Below are 18,181 nucleotides of genomic sequence, written 5' to 3' on the forward strand. Positions count from 1 at the left end.
TGAAATTTTGTTTAATTATTGCTCGTTGGAAACCACACCAATTGGAGCGAGGAGAATTTCTCCCTCTGCGATATTGATTCCTTCTCCAGATGTTCTGGCGGTGATTCCAGGCGTTCCTCTAGGCAAGTCGTAGCGTTCGCCTCTGCTGGCACTGGTATAGCCTAAGTCCCTTACAGATCCTGCGGTAATGCGGCTTAGCGGATTGGGACCAAGATTTAGAAACCCGGTCATCAATTCATTGCCCAGGATTTCTTCGTCCCAATGGCTAAGTTGTGTCCCTGGCCCAAATTCATCTTCGATAGGTAAGAAATTCAAACCTCCTTCTGAATTCCAGAAGGTATTTGCCATTTTTCCATCGAAATAAGGGAATCCTTCGGGATTGAATTTTCTTAATTCTCTGGCTCCAGGGACATTCCATAGGGTACCAATTCCCAATACGTGTCCCATTTCATGGACAATTACTTCTTCAAAAAGGTCGAATAAGTCCAAGAAGGCCAAATCATCTGTGTCAAAAAACATGACTCCAGTCACAGGAAGATTGTCTACATTTCTGACGAATACAGGACCTGCAGCACCCAACGTTCCCCCAGGGCCATCAATCGGGATCAGGGCTACTTCGATAATTATATCATCAATGGTTTCATTATTGGCTACCGGTGGTAATCCTTCGAAGGCTGAAGGTAAGGTACCTGTGATAGAAGGGACATCTCCGATGATAATGCCTTCCCATCTTCCGGCAGCCTCATCAAATACCTGAAACTGCCTTTCCGTTACCGGGGTGAGAAATTTCAGCGTGATGTTAAATCTACCGCGGTCAGGTCCACCCGCTGTGGTCGCTCTTCGGTCATTGACCATGGGGGCAGAGTCATCGTCGTATTTGACTAAGAGGTTGACAGGACCGGATTGAGGTTTCCAAAGCGTTAATTTTTCCACTTTTTGGTCTACATCCTGAATGACAGCCGGAGCCACTGTGTCTTCAGTACAACTGGCAAAAACCGCCAAAACAATACCTGCTGATAGCAGGCCCTTCCAGGAAAAGTCCCTGAAATTTAGGACAGTGAATTTTTTTTGCATACAAATAAGATTTGGTTAAACAGAAAATTTAAAGAATTAATTTACTCATTAATATCACAAATCAAAAAGTAAAGAAATTGTTATCTTTTTTCCTTTATTTATTATAAATCCAATAAATGCAGGAAATTGAGTTGTTTATACCTTATTTGAGGCAAATGATAGTGCAGGATGGTCAATATGTTTTTTTTTGATTTCTTTAATCTTATCCTAGTATATGAATCTTGCCTACTTCTTTTTCCTAACCTTTCTTCTGATTGAAGGATCGAATTATACTCATTCAGAAAAAAGAGACTCTCCAAATCTAATCATCGTTTTAGCTGACCAATGGCGTGCTCAGGAAATGGGCTATGAAGGGCAAAAGCAAATCATCACTCCCAACTTGGATCGATTTGCCAGCCAAAGCTTGATTTTCGAAAATGCTGTGGCAACACTTCCTGTTTGTGCGCCTTGGCGGGCTAGTTTCCTTACCGGGCAGTATCCTTTGACCCATGGGATTTTTTACAATGATAAACCGCTCCCCAATGAAGCTCTGACCTTGGCTGAGATTTTAAAAGCGGAAGGATATCAGACTGGGTACATTGGCAAATGGCATCTAAATGGGCATCAACGGGGAGAGGAGCCTTTTAGTGGCCGTGACAAACCCGTACCAGCCGATCGAAGACAGGGCTGGGATTATTGGAAAGTGAGGGAAGTGACCCACAACTATAATAACAGCTTCTATTTTGATGAAAAAGATGAAAAACATACCTGGCCAGGCTATGATGTATTTCCCCAGACAGACAGCGCGATCAGCTTTATCTCCAAAAACAAAAAGAATCCATTTGTCCTGATGCTATCCTATGGGCCTCCCCATGACCCCTATTTTTCAGCCCCTGAGGAGTTTCAGAAATTATATGATGCTTCCAAACTCCAGCTCCGGCCTAATGTGCCAGAGGAGTTTCAGGATAGTGCCAGAAGGGTTTTGGCGGGTTATTATGCTCATGCCACAGCAATCGACTATGCTTTTGGCAAGCTGATTCGATCTTTGGATAGTTTGGGAATTTCGGATCAAACCTTGATTTTATTCACTTCCGAGCATGGGGATATGCTTATGTCCAAAGGCGTCTTAAAAAAGCAAAGACCCTGGGATGAATCCATCAAAGTCCCCATGCTTATCCGGTATCCTGAAAAATTCGCAAATCGCTCCCGAAGAATCAAAAATCCAATTGGAACTCCGGATCTTTTGCCCACTCTTCTTGGTTTGAGTGGCGTAAAAATTCCAGAATCTGTGGAGGGAAAGGACTTTTCACCAGACTTGCTTTCGGAAAAAGAAATCTCATCAGATGCTGTGCTGATTATGCTTCCTGTTCCCTTTCATGAGTGGAGATTTGGAAATGGGGGTAGAGAATACCGAGGAATCCGAACCGATAGATATACCTATGCAAAAGATTTAAAGGGTCCTTGGCTTTTGTATGACAATGAAACAGATCCCTACCAAATGAATAATCTTGCAGGGAAACCCGAATACCAAGAACTTCAGCATCAGATGGAAAAAATTCTCCAAAAAAAATTGGCGGAAAGAAAAGATGAATTTCTCCCCGCCGATGAATATATGGCCCGATGGAATTACCTCTACGATCGAAATGACAGCCTTCGTGCCTCCAATTATTTGGAGATCAACAGGCTACCTTAAATCAGAAATGCTTCCAGCCTTGGGCTTTGATTTGAACGGCTGTTCCGCTTTTGGTGACTAAATATTTGCCTTCCTCAGCTTTGGTGATATGGCCGATAAAGTGGATATCCGGATGCTTTTCCAGCTTCGCAAAGTCTTTTTGATCGATCGTGAAAAGCAGTTCGTAGTCCTCTCCACCATTCAAAACACAAGTGATCGGGTCCAGATTGAGTTCTACTGCGGTGTCAAAGGTCTGCTTGTCAATCGGAAGCTTGTCTTCATAGATAGTGGCAGCCACTCCGGAAGCTTTGCAGATGTGGAAAATTTCAGAAGCCAAACCATCCGAAATGTCCACCATAGAGGTAGGAACGACTCCCAAATCTCTTAACTCATGAATGATGTCCATCCGGGCATCCGGCTTGAGCTGTCTGCCAGTCACAATCGTGTATTTTTCCAATTCAGGCTTCATGTCAGGATTGGAAAGGAAGACCTGTTTTTCTCTTTCTAAAATCTGTAAACCCACTAAAGCCGCTCCCAAATCTCCCGTCACGCAAAGAATATCATTGACTTGAGCACCTGAACGATAGCTGAGTTCCTCCTTTTTGGCTTCGCCAATCACAGTAACGGAAATGACCAAGCCACTTCGGGAAGCAGTCGTATCACCGCCCACCAAATCCACCCCATAATGCTCGCATGCGGCATTGATCCCGGAATACAAGGCATCTACTGCTTCTACCGAAAAGCGGTTGGATAGCGCAATGCTTACCGTGATTTGCTTGGGAATGGCATTCATCGCTGCAATGTCAGATACATTGACGGCTACCGCCTTGAAACCCACGTGAGGAAGGGGAGCATAGGCCAAATCAAAATGGACGCCTTCTATCAATAAATCTGTCGAAACTACCTTCACATGATCCCCGGCGTCGATCACTGCGGCATCGTCTCCTATCCCTTTGAGGCTGGAGGTGTTTTTGATTTTTACTTGGGTATTCAAATGGTCAATCAGGCCAAATTCTCCCAATTCACTGATTTCTGTTCTCTTATTCGACATTCGGATTTACGATTTATTTTACCTTTTATTTCCCGCAGATTTGCACAGAAAAAGACACAGATTTTCGCAGATTTTTTCTAACTCTTTTGCCTCCTTTTCAGACTTCTGAATTCATCTTTCTGACTTTCAGAGTTTCTACCAACTAAGACTGTCTATTTCTTTTCCTGGCACAGCTCGACCAGCACCCCGTTGGTACTGCGCGGATGCAAAAATACCACTAATTTATTGTCGGCGCCTTCTTTGGGTGTTTCATTCAGGATTTCAAAGCCTTCCCTTTTGAGTCGGCCCACTTCTGCATGTATGTCCTCGACGTCAAAGGCAAGGTGATGAACTCCCTCTGACTTTTTCTCCAAATACTTGGCTATCGGGCTGTCATGACGGGTAGCCTGAAGCAATTCCACCTTGGTTTCTCCAACCTGAAAAAAGCTGGTTTCCACGCCTTCTCCTTCGACGATTTCCGTCTTAAAATGCTCTTTACCAAAGAGTTTTTTGAAAAGTTGATTGGATTTTTCCAAATCCGCCACGGCAATTCCAATGTGTTCGATTTTCCGAAAGTTCATAATTTGTATCTTTGTAACTGAATCTTTTTGGGAAAGCGCATGTTTTCCCATCGTTCGAAAGTACTATCAAAGGTAAAGTATAAAAGCTATGATCATCGTTTCAGATAAGGCAAAGGATCGAATTCTTGAATTAAAAAGAGAAGAAGGCCGAACAGAAAATGAAAATATTCGGGTTTCTGTGAAAGGTGGAGGCTGTTCTGGATTGATGTATGATTTGGGTTTTGATGCACACATCGTCGATACAGACCATGTTTTCGAAGACAAAGGAGTAAAGATTATCGTGGATCGAAAAAGTCTTCTATACTTGGCAGGGACTACTTTGGAATTTTCCGACGGCCTGAATGGAAAAGGATTCCAGTTTGTCAATCCCAACGCCAGCAGAACCTGCGGATGTGGGGAAAGTTTTTCTGTATAATTACAGTCATTTTACTTACTCTAGTGAAGGCAGCTCAAACAAAAGCTGCCTTTTTCTTTTTAACCATGGTAAAAATTGAAATTCACCGAGGCCGAATTGTCCTCAATACTTACCTTTGCCCACGATAAAAAAAGACCCAAATATGGAAGAACAAGTCAAAAAAATAGCCCTTAACGACCTTCACGTAGCTCTTGGAGGAAAAATGGTCCCTTTTGCGGGCTTCAATATGCCTGTACGTTACAGCTCGGACAATGAGGAGCATCTCTGCGTGAGAAATGGAGTAGGGGTTTTTGATGTATCCCATATGGGGGAATTTTTGGTGGAAGGGCGACATGCTTTGGATTTGATCCAAAAAGTGACGTCCAATGACGCTTCCAAACTAGTAGTGGGTCAGGCTCAGTATTCTTGCTTTCCCAATGAAACTGGTGGAATCGTAGATGATTTGATTGTTTACAAGTTTTCAGAGGAGAAATACATGTTGGTGGTCAATGCTTCCAATATCGATAAAGACTGGGCTTGGGTAAACCAGCATAATACTATGGGAGCCCAATTGACCAATGTTTCTGACCAATACTCGCTTTTTGCAGTTCAGGGGCCAAAAGCTATTGAGGCAGTCCAATCCTTGACCCCGGTGAATCTTTCCGAAGTGAAATTCTATCACTTTACGGTGGGGGAATTTGCTGGTGTCCAAGACGTCATCATCTCCGGAACAGGCTATACCGGTGCAGGTGGATTTGAGATTTATGTAAAAAATGAAAATGCCGAACACGTTTGGAAGGCCATTTTTGAAGCTGGAAAGGCCTTTGATATCAAGCCGATCGGACTAGGTGCAAGAGATACCCTGAGATTGGAAATGGGATATTGCCTCTATGGCAATGACATTACTGATACCACTTCTCCGATTGAGGCTGGTTTGGGCTGGATTACCAAGTTTACCAAGGATTTTACCAATTCAGAAGCTTTGAAAGTACAGAAGGAGGCGGGAGTAGCCCGAAAGCTGGTTGGCTTCATCATGCAGGAAAGAGGAATACCAAGAGGTCACTACCCAATTGTGGATGCTGCCGGTGAGGTGATCGGTGAAGTGACTTCCGGGACACAGTCTCCGAGTATGGGTGTGGGAATCGGTTTGGGCTATGTCAAAACCGAGTTCAGCAAACCCGGAACTGAAATTTTTATCCAAGTAAGAAATAAAAACCTGAAGGCTCAGGTCGAAAAACTCCCGCTTTACAAAGGTTAATGCATCAAATCGAAATCTGTTTCAGTCCGGATCTGATTCAGCACCATGAATTGGAAGGAAAAATCGTAGTGGTAGTCGATATTTTTCGGGCTACTTCTACGATGGTTGCCGCCTTGGCCAATGGAGTACAAAAAATCCTTCCCTTTGCAGATTTAGAATCCTGCCGCCTGATGCAGGACAAGGGCTTTAGGATAGCGGGGGAACGAAATGGACATACTGCCCCAGGCTTTGAATTGGGCAATTCACCGGTTGCTTTTCTAAACAATGCCTTTGAGGGAATTCAATTGGCGATGACCACAACTAATGGCACTCAGTCCATCGAAAAATCCAAAGGAGCCCATGAAATCCTGATTGGGGCTTTTCCTAATATTCAGGCCACGGTTTCCTATATTCAAGGTCAGCAGAAGGATGTCTTGATCCACTGTGCAGGCTGGAAGGGCCGCTTTAATCTGGAAGATTCCCTCTATGCCGGAGCCTTGGTAAAATCCCTGGAATCCAGCCATCAGGCAGAGGAAGATGGAGCTTTGGCGATGAGGTCACTTTTTGAGCGGGAAGGGCATCGCTTGAAGGAATACCTCTCTCAGGCCTCTCATGCGAAAAGGTTGCAGAATCACGGCATAGAAAAGGATATTGAGTTTTGTCTGACCTTTGACTTGTATGATTTGGTGGTGAAGGTGGATCAGGATGGATTTTTGGTTTTGGTTGACTAAAATGCCAATTGAATTTGGTTAACCGGGGTATTTAAACTAAGTTTCCTAGGTATAACACTTTGGTAAATGCTCGGACTCACTTGGGGAATATTTAATCTCTTTCTAATTCTTTCCTTTTTTTATTTATTCCTTGGCTTATTGATAAAGGGTAGAAAATGGCTGCATCGATACGATCGGAGATTTACTTACGTGATTCTTTTTTTAGGTTTCCTGTCTTTAGCCGCAGGAGGTAAAAAGGACTCTAAAAACACCCACCAAATTTCAAATTTTCCTGTTATCCGTAAGTCCTATTCGGTTGATTTGGATTTTACCAATCGGGTCCATATTCGGCTATTTCAGGACCAAAGGGACAATTCCTTGCTTTTGCATAATTCTTATTCCCTTCTGTCGGGATTTGTTTTGGGAAGAGAGTGGGAGCATCTCGGTTTTTCTGAAAAAGATGATCAGCTTATCGTCCATGGGGTGATGCATTGGAAACTGCTCAGAGGCAGGATTTATTCTCAATACTTAGATTTACCGGTACCCAAGTCGTCTCAAAGTCACTAAGCCTAGAATTTATCTTTTCCAATCCTGACCTTTGTCATGAATTTCCCTTAGGTTTTGCTTTAGTATTGTCAAAAGAACAAAACCCTGAAATCATGATCAGAAAGCATCCTCTCACCGAAGAATTTCCAGAGTTTGAAAATAAAATCCTTGAGTTCAAGGTTGACAATGAGCATTTCAAAAACCTCTTTGAAGCCTATGACGAAGTCGATCACGAGATCTATCGGATCGAGTCTGATGCCGAACCAGCCTCTGACGAGACAGCCAATCAGCTTCGGATCAAAAGACTTCATTTGAAGGATGAGATTTACAGGTTTTTGAAGCAAAATTGATTCAAAGCCCGGGAAACCGGGCTTTCCTTTTTTGGACAAGACGCTTTTTCCTTTCAGCCTTTTTTGACACCTCCTGCCCGATTTTTATTCAAATAGGAGTTTGGAGTGTTATCTTCCGATTCAATACAGGAAATCCGAATCTATGAAAAACTCCTTTTTGATTCTTCTGGGGCTTGTTTTGCTTTTTTCCTGTGGGGAGAAGCAATCCGGGAAAAATTTGCCAAGAATTGCCATCGCCGGATTGGCGATTGAGTCCAGTACTTTTTCTCCTGCCCGATCCACGGCACAGGCTTTTCGGGTCCGGACGAGGGAGGAGATTTTTTCCTACTATCCTTTCATGGAGCCGGATTCCGCCAATCGTAAGCGGGCTCAGTGGTTTCCTACCCTTCGTGGCCATGCGATACCGGGGGGTATGGTGACTCGGGAAGCCTATGATTCCCTGGTTGGAGTGACTTTGGAAATGCTTCGTCAGCATCTCCCCTACGACGGTTTGTTTTTCGACATTCACGGCGCCATGAGTGTGGAGGGAATGGATGATCCGGAAGGAGATTTCATTCTCAAAGTGCGGGAGGTAGTCGGTTCGGAGACACTGATTTCTACGTCCATGGATTTGCACGGCAATGTTTCTCAGAGATTGGCGGAGCAGTCGGACCTGATTACTTGCTACCGGATGGCACCTCATGAAGATGCTCTGGAGTCAAAGAAAAGGGCCGTAAATAATCTACTGGATCGATTGGAAAGCGGAAAAGGCAAACCCCAATTCAAGGCATGGATTCCGGTGCCAATCCTTTTGCCCGGAGAGAAAACTAGTACCCGAATCGACCCCGGAAAGTCCCTATATGCCAAAGTCGATCCGGAAACCAAAAAAGAAGGTGTCATTGATGCAGCGATCTGGATTGGGTATGCCTGGGCAGATGAGCCCAGAAATCACGCCGTGGTGATGGTCACTGGAGACGATGAAAAGCAAGTCCAAGAGAGCGCGGAATACCTGGCCAAGAGCTTCTGGGAGGTCAGAAATGAATTTGAATTTGTGGCTCCTGTAGCCTATTTGGATGAAAGCTTGGAGATGGCATTGAAGAGCGAGAAAAAGCCCTTTGTAATTTCCGACATGGGGGATAATCCCACTGCCGGTGGAGCGGGGGATGTTACTTGGACTTTGAATGAGATTTTGAAAAGACCTGAATTTAAGTCCGAAAGTGGACCGGAATTGATCTATGCATCCATACCGGGACCGGAGTTAATTGAAAATGCCTTGAAAGCAGGCGTAGGAAATCCTGTGGAAGGAAAAGTGGGAGCGATGGTGGACGATCGATTTGCTCCTCCGGTTTTGCTGCAGGGAACGGTGGAATCCATCAAAGAAGGAGATAAGGATGCCGATGTGGAAGTCGTCGTGAAAGTGGGTTCTGTCAAAGTCATTGTCACCAAGCGAAGAAAGCCCTATCACTATGAAAAGGATTTTACTGATTTGGGTATAAACCCAAGAGAAGCGGATGTTTTGGTGGTTAAGATTGGGTATTTGGTACCCGAGCTCTACGACTTGCGCGGGGATTGGGTGATGGCCTTGACCCCGGGGGGAGTGGATCAGGATTTGGATCGATTGGGTTATAAGCGGATCAATCGACCCATGTTTCCCTTGGATAAGGATATGTCTGAACCGGATTTAGGTGTGAGATGGATGAAGAAATCAGGTCTGTAAAGGCGAATAGTTTAAAATGCCTCGCCAAAAGTCAAATAAAATTGAATAGGCTCTCCTGGTGAATGGGCGATATCCAGCCTCAGGTTGAGTTTTTTGGTTTGGTTTAGTTGAAATCTTCCTCCCGCCCCGTAGGCGACTTTGCTGAGCTGGATCTGAAGTGGATTTTCTTCCGAAAAGACATTGCCCAATCCTCCAAAAGCCACAAGTCCCCACCTGGTCAGGAACCTGTATCGGTACTCTGCCTGCAAGGCAAGCAGGTTTTTTTCTCTGTACTTCCCCTCAAAAAGCCCTCTGAGAAGTCTATTTCCTCCTAACATGGGAAGGGCAAAAAAGGGAACCTCTCCAATGGTCAATTCAGAAAAAGCCTGACCTGCCAAAACTTGATTTTTACCGAGGGGGAGGATTTTTCTGAAATCGGCAAAAATTCGGGTATAGGCAAACTGACCTCCAAGAGCTTTGCCGTAGCCATGAATTGCCCCTTCGAAATAGGATCCTTTTTCTGGGTACAACTGGTCATCACGAGAATCAAACAGCACCAAAGGACCCAAGCCGGAATTTCTGCCTCCATCGCTACCCACCAATGAACCAACAGCCAAAGCGCCATCTTCCTGCACCTCAAAAATATCCATATCATCAAATCTAAGCCCTGCGCCGAGATACCAATTTCGACCCAAATTGCGGGCATAGTTTATCCTAAGCCGAGGAAATTTTGCCGAATAAACCTCCTCCGTTGCATCTGTGACATTCATACCTTGCCCAAAATAGAAATAGACGTAATCGTACCACCCGATTTCTCCATAGAGCAAATGTCTGTTTTCCGGGGTGAAAACCCTTCCGCTGAGATAGCTCAAAAATTGATTTCTTAGGGAGTAGGCTACTCCGGCAGTCAGCTGACTTTCGTAAGTAGTAGATTCACCTGCTAAATTGAACGTACTGACCGCGCCTAGACCAAAAACCCATCGGGTTTCCGGGGTGTAATAGATGACCGGCAGTATCGATAAGGTTGCTTCTTCTTTTTTGTTTGGCTGCTTACCTTGGGAAAAAGCGGAAAAAGTCAAAATACAGCAGAAACAAAAAATCAAATACTTAAAGAGACAGGGTAGATGCATGCTAAAAATACGTAGTGAATGCAGAATTCCGATGATTAGGGGAGGGGTCTTAATTCATCGCAGTTTTTCATTATTCCGGTGTCTACTGGCATCTCTGATGTTCTTTTTCTCAAAATTCTTTTGCAAAGCCTGAGTCAAATCGACTCCGGTCTGATTTGCCAAGCAGATCAGCACCCAAAGCACATCGGCCATTTCATCTCCCAAGTCTTTGCCTTGGTCCGATTCCTTGAAGGACTGTTCCCCGTAGGTTCTGGCCATGATTCGGGCGAGTTCACCCACTTCCTCCATCAGGATGGTCATGTTGGTAAGTTCGTTGAAATAGCGTACCCCAACGGTATTGATCCATTGGTCCACCAGTTTTTGAGCTTCTGAGAGGGTGATTTCTTTGGTTTCCATAATTTTACTTCTTTTTCTTTATCGGCAGTCGCATAAAGATTTGAGGAATGGCTTTTTCCAAGTCTGCCTCCAAATTTGTCTCAAACCCTACTTTTTCCTGAGCCCATCCTCTCCAAAGCAGTCTACCAGTTTGGGTTTCGATCATTTCTATGGTTAGCATTCCTTCATCAAACTCCTTGGTGACCACTTGACCTCCTGATACCGGGACTGCGCCTCCAACATAGTATCCCGGTCCCCCAATTCCAATTCCCATGCTTACGCTGGGAGTCCTATTGTAAGAAATTTTGTGTTCTATTTTCGTATCAAACTGAAAGACCACCTGGGGATTGATCGTGTCGAGTTGGAAGCCCTTGGCCCTTATTTCTTCATCTGCATGTTCCAAAATAAACCGGGCATACCGCTGTTTGTTTTCCTGATCTTCCCCTACGAAATGCTTGAGATTGACCCAAGCATAAGTCTGGTATTGATCTAAGTCTACTCCTTTTGCTTTGTAAGAATTGGTAGTCAAACTCGAGCAGCTAAGCAAGCAGGTCAATAGGGAAAGTCCAATGAGGAAGGACAAAATGAATTTTTTCATAAGGTCAAAATAAAAGCTCAGAGATGGTCTTTCTCTGAGCTTCTGAAGATAAAACGAATCAATTTAATTACCCATAAATACGTATCCCAAATTGATGGACAGGTAGTTTTGGGCTGCGTCCAAGTCTCCTGCTCCAAAAGCCATGTTGTATTTGGCAGCTACAGAAAGGGAGGAGAAGGTGCTCAACTTGTACAAGAAGCCAATCTGAGGAGCCAATCCAAAACTGAATGCATCCTGTTCCCAGCGATAAATACCCATGTCTGTTGCACGTTGGGTATATACACCGCCTATTGCCGCTCCTAAAAAAGGATTGAAATCATTCCCTGGCTTGAGGTAATAATCTGTCGCGAACATGAACGGTGCGCTATTGGTGTATCGGTATTGTTTTCCGTTGATGGACTGGTTTCTTAGCGTGTACGTGTCATAGGGTTTTTCCTGATAAAATACATTCCATCCTACATAAAAACCTACGCCCAGGTTGGGTTTTACCAGTTTTCTGTAATCAAATGCAATTCCTCTCCAGCTGGCGTTTGAAATATATTCTCCCAAATCTCCAGTTGGAATCCCTATAGAGTAGGAGGTGGTGCTAAGGCTTTGTGCAGAAAGACTATTCCACAGGCAGACCAAAACAAAAGCGGCAAGAAATAGTGATTTTTTCATCTTTCTGATCAGTTGAGGTCTAAATAAGAGGATTGTTGGAAGGCTTGATCCACGGCTTTGTTGACTCGGTCTACATTATTGGAGCCCGAAAGCAGTCCATTACCAACCATAAGCCAAGCCGTTTCCGATTCGCCTACGATATTGGTCCCGGTAGGATCACTTAAAGTAATTATCACAGTTCCTGTAGTGAAGGTGGATACGGTAAAATAAGGTGGGTAATACCATCCCCATCCAGGGTAGAATCCCCCATACCACCAATCGTACCAATACGAGTAAAAAACCGAGGTGGATTTGGACGCTGAGGGTGTCATCACCATACTTGGATTTTGGGAAATGGCTACCTTGGACCAACCGTAGTTTTCCATGTTTGCCTGAATATTCTGCAGAATGGGTTCAGCAAATCGATCTTCCATGTAGATGTAGGTCGTATCCCCATTTTTGATCTCTACGTCAATAACGATTTTATCAGGCAAAGCAAATGTTGACCTGCTACCGAAGTCAAAGTTTTCATTTCTTGTGGTGTAGACGATATCGGTGTCTTCATAAAACTGAATGCCACCCGGATAGCAGCTTCCGAGTAGGCCTACAGCCAACAGGAAGAGTAGTCGGTAAAGTGTTTTCATAGATAATAACAGGTATAAATTAAAATTACTTCAAAAGTAGTAGAATGGTCTTTGTGGACTATCAAAAACTATCCTTTAACTGTAATATTACAGTAAGATTTGCTCCAAGTTCCTGTTTTTTTTAAAATCTCTTGAGTGCATCTGTCAAAAAACTGACCAAGTTCTCTATTTCTTCCTCCGAGTTGTAAATATGGGTAGATACCCGAATGGCGTTCAGCTTGGCTTCATGGATCAGCCTTACTCTAAATCCAGCCTGATTGATTAGGGTGTTTAGTTCTTCTGAGTTCACTTGGTTGCTGCGGAAGGTAACCATAGAAATCCGGGAAGCAGGCTCTTTCGGGGTGAGGATTTCCACCTTTTCCTCTAGATGACCGAGCCCTTCAATCAGCAAATCGGAAAGTTGACGGATGCGCTGTTCCACCTTGGCTTTTCCTATGGACTGATGAAAATCTGCCGCCGCTTTCGCTCCTGAAAAAAGGGCTTTGCTTTGGGTTCCATAATCAAACCGATGTGCGGTATTGACATATCCATTGAGCTTGGGAGGGATACTTATTACATCCCAACCCAAATCAGAATATCCACCTATTTGAATGGCTTGGAGCTCCTCCAGTTTTTCTTTTTTCACATAAAGAAAGCCAGTTCCACTTGGTCCTAACAGCCATTTGTGAAAGCAACCTGCATAAAAATCGCAACCCAGCTGTTTTAAATCCAAGTCAAAAGTACCTGCTCCATGCGCCCCGTCGATCGCCGTAAAAATCCCTCGGCTTCGAGCGAATTCGCTTATCTCCGGAATTGGAAATACTAAACCTGTCGTGCAAGTGATATGGGGAATGGCGATCACTTTGGTTTTAGGACCACATAGTGATTTGATCAAGTCCAAGTTTTCCTCTAGGGTATTTTTTGGACTGAAGGTTTTCAGGACGATTCCATGTAGTTTGGCCCGGTTAAGCCAGGGAAGGGCATTTCCGGCGTGGTCATGTGTGGTCAGGATCACTTCATCTCCGGCTACTAGGGGTAACCCCCAAGCCATAATATTGATCCCTTCGGTTGTATTGTGTGTAAGGCTTAATTCTTCTTTTTCTACATTTAGAAAACTGGCTAGTGCAGCTCGTTCATTATCCGAATTGCCATATTCTCCTGTACTGGAAACCGAAAGATTGATCTCTTCCAGTTTCTTCAAAACAGGATAGGGGGCAGGACCAAAAGTTCCATTGTTGAAATAAACCCGGTTTTGAGATAGGGGAAAGGCTTCTCTTAGTTGATTCCAATAGTTCGAAGTAGAAAGATTGGATTTGGGAAATTGAAATCCGGCTGAATAGTGGGAAACTTCTGACATCGCAGGAAGAAAAAGTCCCAAACCGAGCTTTTGCAAAAAAGTACGACGCTGATTCATAATACTTCAAATTCTTTTTAAAAAGCTATGAAATCTCCATCAACTTTTCTTTCCTTCTATCCAAAATTTAAAAAAATCGCCATTAATTTGATTCGGACTTCAATCAAAAAAAGAGTATTGTAGCTTAATCCCAAACAACTATGATGAATCCCAAAGCAGAATCGGTAGAGGAGTACTTAAGTTGGTTTGAAGGACCCATTCGCGAAAAACTGGATCAAATCAGGGCGTTGTTGAAGGAAGTTTTGCCTGAGGCAAAAGAGGTGATTAGCTATCACATGCCCGCCTATCGCACCACAGAGATATTGGTCTATTTTGCGGCTGCCAAAAAACATTTGGGCTTTTACCCCACTGCTTCTCCTGAAGTCGAATTCAAAAAAGAACTCCAGAGCTATGTCACTTCCAAGGGTGCCGTTCAATTTCCCTACGATCAACCTTTGCCGATGGACTTAATCCGGAATATCGCTCTTTTCCGAAAAGAAGAGGCCCTGTTTCATTCAACAAGAAAAAAGGCCAAGAAGTGATCAATCCAAGGTGAAAATCTGATCAACTGAATCCGGAATATCCTCCTGGTAGTGACTCACATAGATGAGGGTGATAGGCGTGAGCTCGAGGATTTTCTGGACGGTTTCCCGGAAAATCACCCGTTGCCGCTCATCCATTCCTTGGGAGGCCTCATCCAAAATCAGAAGTTTGGGTACTTTGATCAGTGCTCTAGCCAATAAGGTCCAGCGCTGCTGTTCCAAAGGAATACGCTGGATGGGAAGGTTTGCAAATGTCTCCAAATAAAAAAGTTGAAGCCATTGATCTGCTTTTGACTCTTGTTCAGCAGTTGTTTTTTTGAATAAACCCATCGTATCAAAAAAGCCGGAAAGAATCACTTTTCGGACGGTTTGGTTGGCAGGGAAAAAACGAACCAGTTCAGGTGCAACGAATCCAATGGGTCGTTTAAGTTCCCAAATACTTTCCCCACTTCCCCTTTTTTGCCCGAAAAGCCAAAAATTTTGAGAATAGGCTTGGGGATTTTCACCGATGAGCAGGCTGATTAAAGTTGATTTTCCGGACCCGTTTTTTCCTTTGAGTTGCCATCGTTCACCAGCATTTACCTGCCAATTGACTTGGTTGAGAATGGTCTTTTCCTCATACCGGATACTCACCTTTTCAAGCCGGATGACCTCATTTTCTGCATTAGGAAATCCTTCTAAAAGTGTATTCAGGAGCTTAAGATTCCAAGGTAGATCCAGATTTTGACCTTTGTTCAAAGAGTAGTTTTCCCGTTTCCAAACCTGAATTTTTCCACTTGATTTTAGCTCTCCTACATGCGTAATTCCAACTGGAATTTCGGAAGAAGAGGAGGTGATGAGCACATGAATTCCTTCCGAAATAATGGCCTGAAGAAAGTCTCCAAATGCTTCCCGACTTTCCTGATCCAGTCCAGTCATGGGCTGATCCATGAGGTAGATTTTGGGTTGTCGAAGCAGTCCCAAAGCCAAGGCCAAGCGTCGGGTTTCCCCGTTGGAAAGTTTCAAAATCGAGGAGTCCAAAAGGGGAGTGAGTCGAAGCAAATCGGAAACTTTTTCGAGTTTCCAAGGTCCAGGATTGGTGGTGGAATTTTCTTCTAAATACTCCCTGACAGTAGCTGCTTCATCTACTTCTGAGCTGTTAAATCGCTGCTGAAAATAGAAGTTCTGGAGGTTGGATTTATTTCGAAATCGGTACTGTTGGGAGACGTAAGCGATCAAATCCCTAAAGCTGTGAACGCTTCCATTCTCGGTTTTTTGGGAGATGTATTCCGCAGCAAAAGGCTTGAAAAATTGCCCTTCTGGTAGGTGGGTAGTTCCTCTCAAAGTCTCTAAAAAGGCAGTCAATTCTCTGCCTGAATCTCCCGTGATTGCCCAGTGTTGACCTTCATTCCAAGTGAAATTGAGCTGATCAAAAGTAGCTTTTCCCAAAAAATTCACTTGGGCGTTTTCGATTTGAATCAGAGTTTTGGAAGTCAAGGGTTTAGGCTTTGAGATGCTGGTCTAATGTAATCTCTTTTGTTCTGATAATGAAAAAGAAAGGTTTTCTGATTAAAATTAATCTAAAAGTGATTGGATATAAAATTCTGATTATAAGCAATAAAAAAGGCTTTAGCTAATTCGATGCTAAAGCCTTTTTTATACTCAGTCGTTCGGATAAGGGATATACACAAAGCTGGTAAATGCTCCGTCAATCACAAACAGACAGCAGAACTCATCCGGGTCTTTGTAGGCTTTTTTAAACTCCTCTAGAGCTTCTTCGGCAATCAGTTTTCGCTGGACAAATTCATCCACGTAGGTGATGAAATAATTCCAGTCCAAATCCTTTTCAGCTTTGCCGATGAAGATCTTTCCGATCGGCTGCATGTCTTTCGAAATCGGAAAAATCGGAAAGTCCGAGAAGCCTCTGGAGCGGACCTGATAAGAGGCTTCTTTGAGCACATCGGATATCTTGACAAAGTCGCTGGTGATGGTACCGAGATACTTCCCGCTGAGTTCGGGATCGTTGAAATCTGAGATCATGATTTGAGCGTTAAGCGTACGACATTTTCGACATGGTAGGTTTGTGGAAACATGTCCACCGGCTGGATTTTTTCCACCTGATATTTTTCTCCCAAAAGTGCCAAATCCCGGGCTTGTGTGGCCGGATTGCAGGAGACATAAACCACCGTCGGGGCCTCGAGTCTAAGGAGCATTTGGACCACCTTTTCGTCCATGCCTGCGCGAGGTGGATCGGTGATGATCACGTCCGGCTTGGCATGCTTGGCGATGAACTCATCGTTCAAAATATCCTTCATGTCACCGGCATAGAAAAGGGTATTTTCAATGCCGTTGATTTGGGAGTTGAGCTTAGCGTCTTCGATGGCGGCCTCAACGTATTCCACTCCGATCACCTGCTTAGCTTGCTTGGCCACAAAGTTGGCAATCGTGCCCGTGCCGGTGTAAAGGTCATAGACCACCTCATCGCCTTTCAGCTGGGCAAAATCCCGGGCGACTTTGTAGAGTTCGTAAGCTTGCTCCGAGTTGGTTTGGTAGAAGGATTTGGGGCCAACGCGGAACTTCAATCCTTCCATTTCCTCCTCGATGTAAGGAAGCCCTGCAAAGGTGACCAAATCCAAATCGTGGAAGGTTTCATTGCCCTTGGTATTAATGACGTAGAGTAGGGACGTAATCTCCGGGAATTTTACCTTCAAAAATTCCATCACCTGAGTAATTGACTCTGGGTCATTTTCCCCAAACTGGACAATGACCATGGTCTGACCGGTGCTGGTGGTCCGGATGATCAGGTTTCTTAAAAGGCCCACTTGCTCCCGGATGTCGTAGAAGCTGAGCTTGTTTTGCAGGGCAAATTCTCTCAGAGAATTTCGGACGTCATTGGAGTTTCCGCCTTGCAGGTAGCAATGCTCGATGTCGATGATTTTGTCAAACATCTTGGGGATATGGAATCCCAGCGCATTTCTGTCAAATTCCTCTCCGGAACGGATTTGATCCAGAGTCAACCACTTTTTGTTGGAAAAGGTGAAGTCGAGTTTGTTGCGGTAGTATTGGGTTTGAGCCGAACCCAAAATCGGAGCCACTTCAGGAATCGGCACTTTGGCGATCCGCTGAAACTGATCCAAAACTTGCTGTCTCTTGTAGGTTTTCTGCAGGTCATAGTTAATGTGCTGCCATTTGCAACCCCCGCAGGTGCCAAAATGGGAGCAAAAAGGCTCGATCCGGTCTTTGGAGTATTCATGGAATCGGATGGCTTCGCCCTCCATAAAGGAGCTTTTCCCCTTGGTAATCCGCACATCAACCACATCCCCCGGGGCTACATTGCCTACAAACACCACCTTACCCTCATGATGTCCGACGCATTTCCCCTCAGAGGCGATGCGCTCAATCATGAGATTGGTGATGACCTTATTTTTCATTTTTCTCGACATGGGCGCAAAATTAGGGAAAATGGGGCAGAAGACCTTTGCGGTTTTTAAACCTCGAAGGTCTTACTCAAAAAAGCGTTAAATTTTCCAGCCTTTTTTACTTGCGATTAGAGAATGTATTGAATCCTTGGATTACAACACAGTTTTGAAAAACCATTGAGGTAATTAAGAGAATTAAGAATTTTAATAGACCACTAAGACCTTCAAAATTCAT

General features: G+C 44.1%; 20 protein-coding genes. 8 read left to right on the forward strand and 12 right to left on the reverse strand.

Features of this window, described 5'->3' with window-relative positions:
• Nucleotides 1-15 precede the first annotated feature (15 nt).
• Entirely contained in the window at nt 16-1,074 is a 1,059-nt protein-coding gene (locus AAA943_RS18490; protein ID WP_338225780.1) for a leishmanolysin-related zinc metalloendopeptidase, read from the reverse strand.
• A gap of 214 nt (nt 1,075-1,288) precedes the next feature.
• On the opposite strand from AAA943_RS18490, the gene AAA943_RS18495 reads away from it, so the two are divergent.
• Entirely contained in the window at nt 1,289-2,746 is a 1,458-nt protein-coding gene (locus AAA943_RS18495; protein ID WP_338225781.1) for a sulfatase family protein, read from the forward strand.
• A gap of 1 nt (nt 2,747) precedes the next feature.
• On the opposite strand, the gene thiL is transcribed toward AAA943_RS18495, so the two are convergent.
• Both thiL and mce read right to left on the reverse strand, forming a co-directional pair.
• Nucleotides 2,748-3,776, reverse strand: coding sequence for a thiamine-phosphate kinase (gene thiL, locus AAA943_RS18500; protein ID WP_338225782.1), 1,029 nt, complete (start codon nt 3,774-3,776; stop codon nt 2,748-2,750).
• Between the two features lie 152 nt (nt 3,777-3,928).
• Entirely contained in the window at nt 3,929-4,336 is a 408-nt protein-coding gene (gene mce, locus AAA943_RS18505; RefSeq protein WP_338225783.1) for a methylmalonyl-CoA epimerase, read from the reverse strand.
• An 88-nt stretch (nt 4,337-4,424) separates the two neighbouring features.
• On the opposite strand from mce, the gene AAA943_RS18510 reads away from it, so the two are divergent.
• The 6 genes from AAA943_RS18510 to AAA943_RS18535 all read left to right on the forward strand — a co-directional run bounded on the left by AAA943_RS18510 (nt 4,425) and on the right by AAA943_RS18535 (nt 9,269).
• Nucleotides 4,425-4,751, forward strand: coding sequence for a HesB/IscA family protein (locus tag AAA943_RS18510; protein WP_338225784.1), 327 nt, complete (start codon nt 4,425-4,427; stop codon nt 4,749-4,751).
• 142 nt (nt 4,752-4,893) lie between these two features.
• Nucleotides 4,894-5,988: a glycine cleavage system aminomethyltransferase GcvT gene (gene gcvT / locus AAA943_RS18515; RefSeq protein ID WP_338225785.1), complete on the forward strand. Its 1,095-nt coding sequence runs from the start codon at nt 4,894-4,896 to the stop codon at nt 5,986-5,988.
• Nucleotides 5,988-6,698 carry a 2-phosphosulfolactate phosphatase gene (locus AAA943_RS18520; protein ID WP_338225786.1) on the forward strand — a complete coding sequence of 237 codons (711 nt, stop codon included), beginning with the start codon at nt 5,988-5,990 and terminating at the stop codon, nt 6,696-6,698. Before gcvT ends, AAA943_RS18520 begins: the two co-directional genes overlap by 1 nt.
• 66 nt (nt 6,699-6,764) lie before the next feature.
• Nucleotides 6,765-7,244, forward strand: coding sequence for a hypothetical protein (locus tag AAA943_RS18525; protein WP_338225787.1), 480 nt, complete (start codon nt 6,765-6,767; stop codon nt 7,242-7,244).
• A gap of 92 nt (nt 7,245-7,336) precedes the next feature.
• Nucleotides 7,337-7,573 carry an HP1242/YdcH family protein gene (locus AAA943_RS18530; protein WP_338225788.1) on the forward strand — a complete coding sequence of 79 codons (237 nt, stop codon included), beginning with the start codon at nt 7,337-7,339 and terminating at the stop codon, nt 7,571-7,573.
• A 142-nt stretch (nt 7,574-7,715) separates the two neighbouring features.
• Nucleotides 7,716-9,269, forward strand: coding sequence for a M81 family metallopeptidase (locus tag AAA943_RS18535; RefSeq protein ID WP_338225789.1), 1,554 nt, complete (start codon nt 7,716-7,718; stop codon nt 9,267-9,269).
• A gap of 11 nt (nt 9,270-9,280) precedes the next feature.
• Here AAA943_RS18535 and AAA943_RS18540 read toward each other — a convergent pair whose 3' ends face one another.
• From AAA943_RS18540 to AAA943_RS18565, 6 genes are all read right to left on the reverse strand, one after another.
• Complete coding sequence (locus AAA943_RS18540) at nt 9,281-10,327, reverse strand: BamA/TamA family outer membrane protein (RefSeq protein ID WP_338225790.1); 1,047 nt, start codon at nt 10,325-10,327, stop codon at nt 9,281-9,283.
• Nucleotides 10,328-10,432: 105 nt separating this feature from the next.
• Nucleotides 10,433-10,759, reverse strand: coding sequence for a nucleotide pyrophosphohydrolase (locus AAA943_RS18545; protein WP_338225811.1), 327 nt, complete (start codon nt 10,757-10,759; stop codon nt 10,433-10,435).
• A 19-nt stretch (nt 10,760-10,778) separates the two neighbouring features.
• Nucleotides 10,779-11,351: a DUF4136 domain-containing protein gene (locus tag AAA943_RS18550; protein ID WP_338225791.1), complete on the reverse strand. Its 573-nt coding sequence runs from the start codon at nt 11,349-11,351 to the stop codon at nt 10,779-10,781.
• A 63-nt stretch (nt 11,352-11,414) separates the two neighbouring features.
• Entirely contained in the window at nt 11,415-12,011 is a 597-nt protein-coding gene (locus tag AAA943_RS18555; RefSeq protein WP_338225792.1) for an OmpW family protein, read from the reverse strand.
• An 8-nt stretch (nt 12,012-12,019) separates the two neighbouring features.
• Nucleotides 12,020-12,634, reverse strand: a complete 615-nt coding sequence (locus tag AAA943_RS18560) for a DUF4136 domain-containing protein (protein ID WP_338225793.1) — start codon at nt 12,632-12,634, stop codon at nt 12,020-12,022.
• 121 nt (nt 12,635-12,755) lie between these two features.
• The gene (locus tag AAA943_RS18565) at nt 12,756-14,027 is read right to left on the reverse strand and encodes an aminotransferase class V-fold PLP-dependent enzyme (protein ID WP_338225794.1); all 1,272 of its coding nucleotides are present in this window, start codon (nt 14,025-14,027) and stop codon (nt 12,756-12,758) included.
• A 140-nt stretch (nt 14,028-14,167) separates the two neighbouring features.
• Between AAA943_RS18565 and AAA943_RS18570 the strand changes: the two genes are divergently transcribed.
• The gene (locus tag AAA943_RS18570; RefSeq protein WP_338225795.1) at nt 14,168-14,548 is read left to right on the forward strand and encodes an iron chaperone; all 381 of its coding nucleotides are present in this window, start codon (nt 14,168-14,170) and stop codon (nt 14,546-14,548) included.
• Here AAA943_RS18570 and AAA943_RS18575 read toward each other — a convergent pair whose 3' ends face one another.
• The 3 genes from AAA943_RS18575 to rlmD form a co-directional block, all read right to left on the reverse strand.
• Nucleotides 14,549-16,024 (reverse strand): ATP-binding cassette domain-containing protein, encoded by a 1,476-nt coding sequence (locus AAA943_RS18575; RefSeq protein ID WP_338225796.1) that lies wholly within the window; start codon nt 16,022-16,024, stop codon nt 14,549-14,551. It abuts the gene before it with no gap.
• Nucleotides 16,025-16,189: 165 nt separating this feature from the next.
• Nucleotides 16,190-16,567 carry a hypothetical protein gene (locus AAA943_RS18580; RefSeq protein ID WP_338225797.1) on the reverse strand — a complete coding sequence of 126 codons (378 nt, stop codon included), beginning with the start codon at nt 16,565-16,567 and terminating at the stop codon, nt 16,190-16,192.
• Entirely contained in the window at nt 16,564-17,970 is a 1,407-nt protein-coding gene (rlmD, locus tag AAA943_RS18585; protein ID WP_338225798.1) for a 23S rRNA (uracil(1939)-C(5))-methyltransferase RlmD, read from the reverse strand. Before rlmD ends, AAA943_RS18580 begins: the two co-directional genes overlap by 4 nt.
• Nucleotides 17,971-18,181: the final 211 nt, after the last annotated feature.

The organism is Algoriphagus confluentis (assembly GCF_036245625.1).
Taxonomy (GTDB): Bacteria; Bacteroidota; Bacteroidia; order Cytophagales; family Cyclobacteriaceae; genus Algoriphagus; species Algoriphagus confluentis.

Bases quoted from the DNA above. Each gene is read 5' to 3' on its own strand.
- thiL (WP_338225782.1), bottom strand. From the start codon at position 3,776: ATGTCGAATAAGAGAACAGAAATCAGTGAATTGGGAGAATTTGGCCTG.
- AAA943_RS18580 (WP_338225797.1), bottom strand. From the start codon at position 16,567: ATGATCTCAGATTTCAACGATCCCGAACTCAGCGGGAAGTATCTCGGT.
- AAA943_RS18530 (WP_338225788.1), top strand. From the start codon at position 7,337: ATGATCAGAAAGCATCCTCTCACCGAAGAATTTCCAGAGTTTGAAAAT.
- gcvT (WP_338225785.1), top strand. From the start codon at position 4,894: ATGGAAGAACAAGTCAAAAAAATAGCCCTTAACGACCTTCACGTAGCT.
- mce (WP_338225783.1), bottom strand. From the start codon at position 4,336: ATGAACTTTCGGAAAATCGAACACATTGGAATTGCCGTGGCGGATTTG.
- AAA943_RS18565 (WP_338225794.1), bottom strand. From the start codon at position 14,027: ATGAATCAGCGTCGTACTTTTTTGCAAAAGCTCGGTTTGGGACTTTTT.
- AAA943_RS18550 (WP_338225791.1), bottom strand. From the start codon at position 11,351: ATGAAAAAATTCATTTTGTCCTTCCTCATTGGACTTTCCCTATTGACC.
- AAA943_RS18525 (WP_338225787.1), top strand. From the start codon at position 6,765: ATGCTCGGACTCACTTGGGGAATATTTAATCTCTTTCTAATTCTTTCC.
- AAA943_RS18495 (WP_338225781.1), top strand. From the start codon at position 1,289: ATGAATCTTGCCTACTTCTTTTTCCTAACCTTTCTTCTGATTGAAGGA.
- AAA943_RS18560 (WP_338225793.1), bottom strand. From the start codon at position 12,634: ATGAAAACACTTTACCGACTACTCTTCCTGTTGGCTGTAGGCCTACTC.
- AAA943_RS18570 (WP_338225795.1), top strand. From the start codon at position 14,168: ATGATGAATCCCAAAGCAGAATCGGTAGAGGAGTACTTAAGTTGGTTT.
- AAA943_RS18510 (WP_338225784.1), top strand. From the start codon at position 4,425: ATGATCATCGTTTCAGATAAGGCAAAGGATCGAATTCTTGAATTAAAA.
- AAA943_RS18555 (WP_338225792.1), bottom strand. From the start codon at position 12,011: ATGAAAAAATCACTATTTCTTGCCGCTTTTGTTTTGGTCTGCCTGTGG.
- AAA943_RS18520 (WP_338225786.1), top strand. From the start codon at position 5,988: ATGCATCAAATCGAAATCTGTTTCAGTCCGGATCTGATTCAGCACCAT.
- AAA943_RS18535 (WP_338225789.1), top strand. From the start codon at position 7,716: ATGAAAAACTCCTTTTTGATTCTTCTGGGGCTTGTTTTGCTTTTTTCC.
- AAA943_RS18490 (WP_338225780.1), bottom strand. From the start codon at position 1,074: ATGCAAAAAAAATTCACTGTCCTAAATTTCAGGGACTTTTCCTGGAAG.
- rlmD (WP_338225798.1), bottom strand. From the start codon at position 17,970: ATGTCGAGAAAAATGAAAAATAAGGTCATCACCAATCTCATGATTGAG.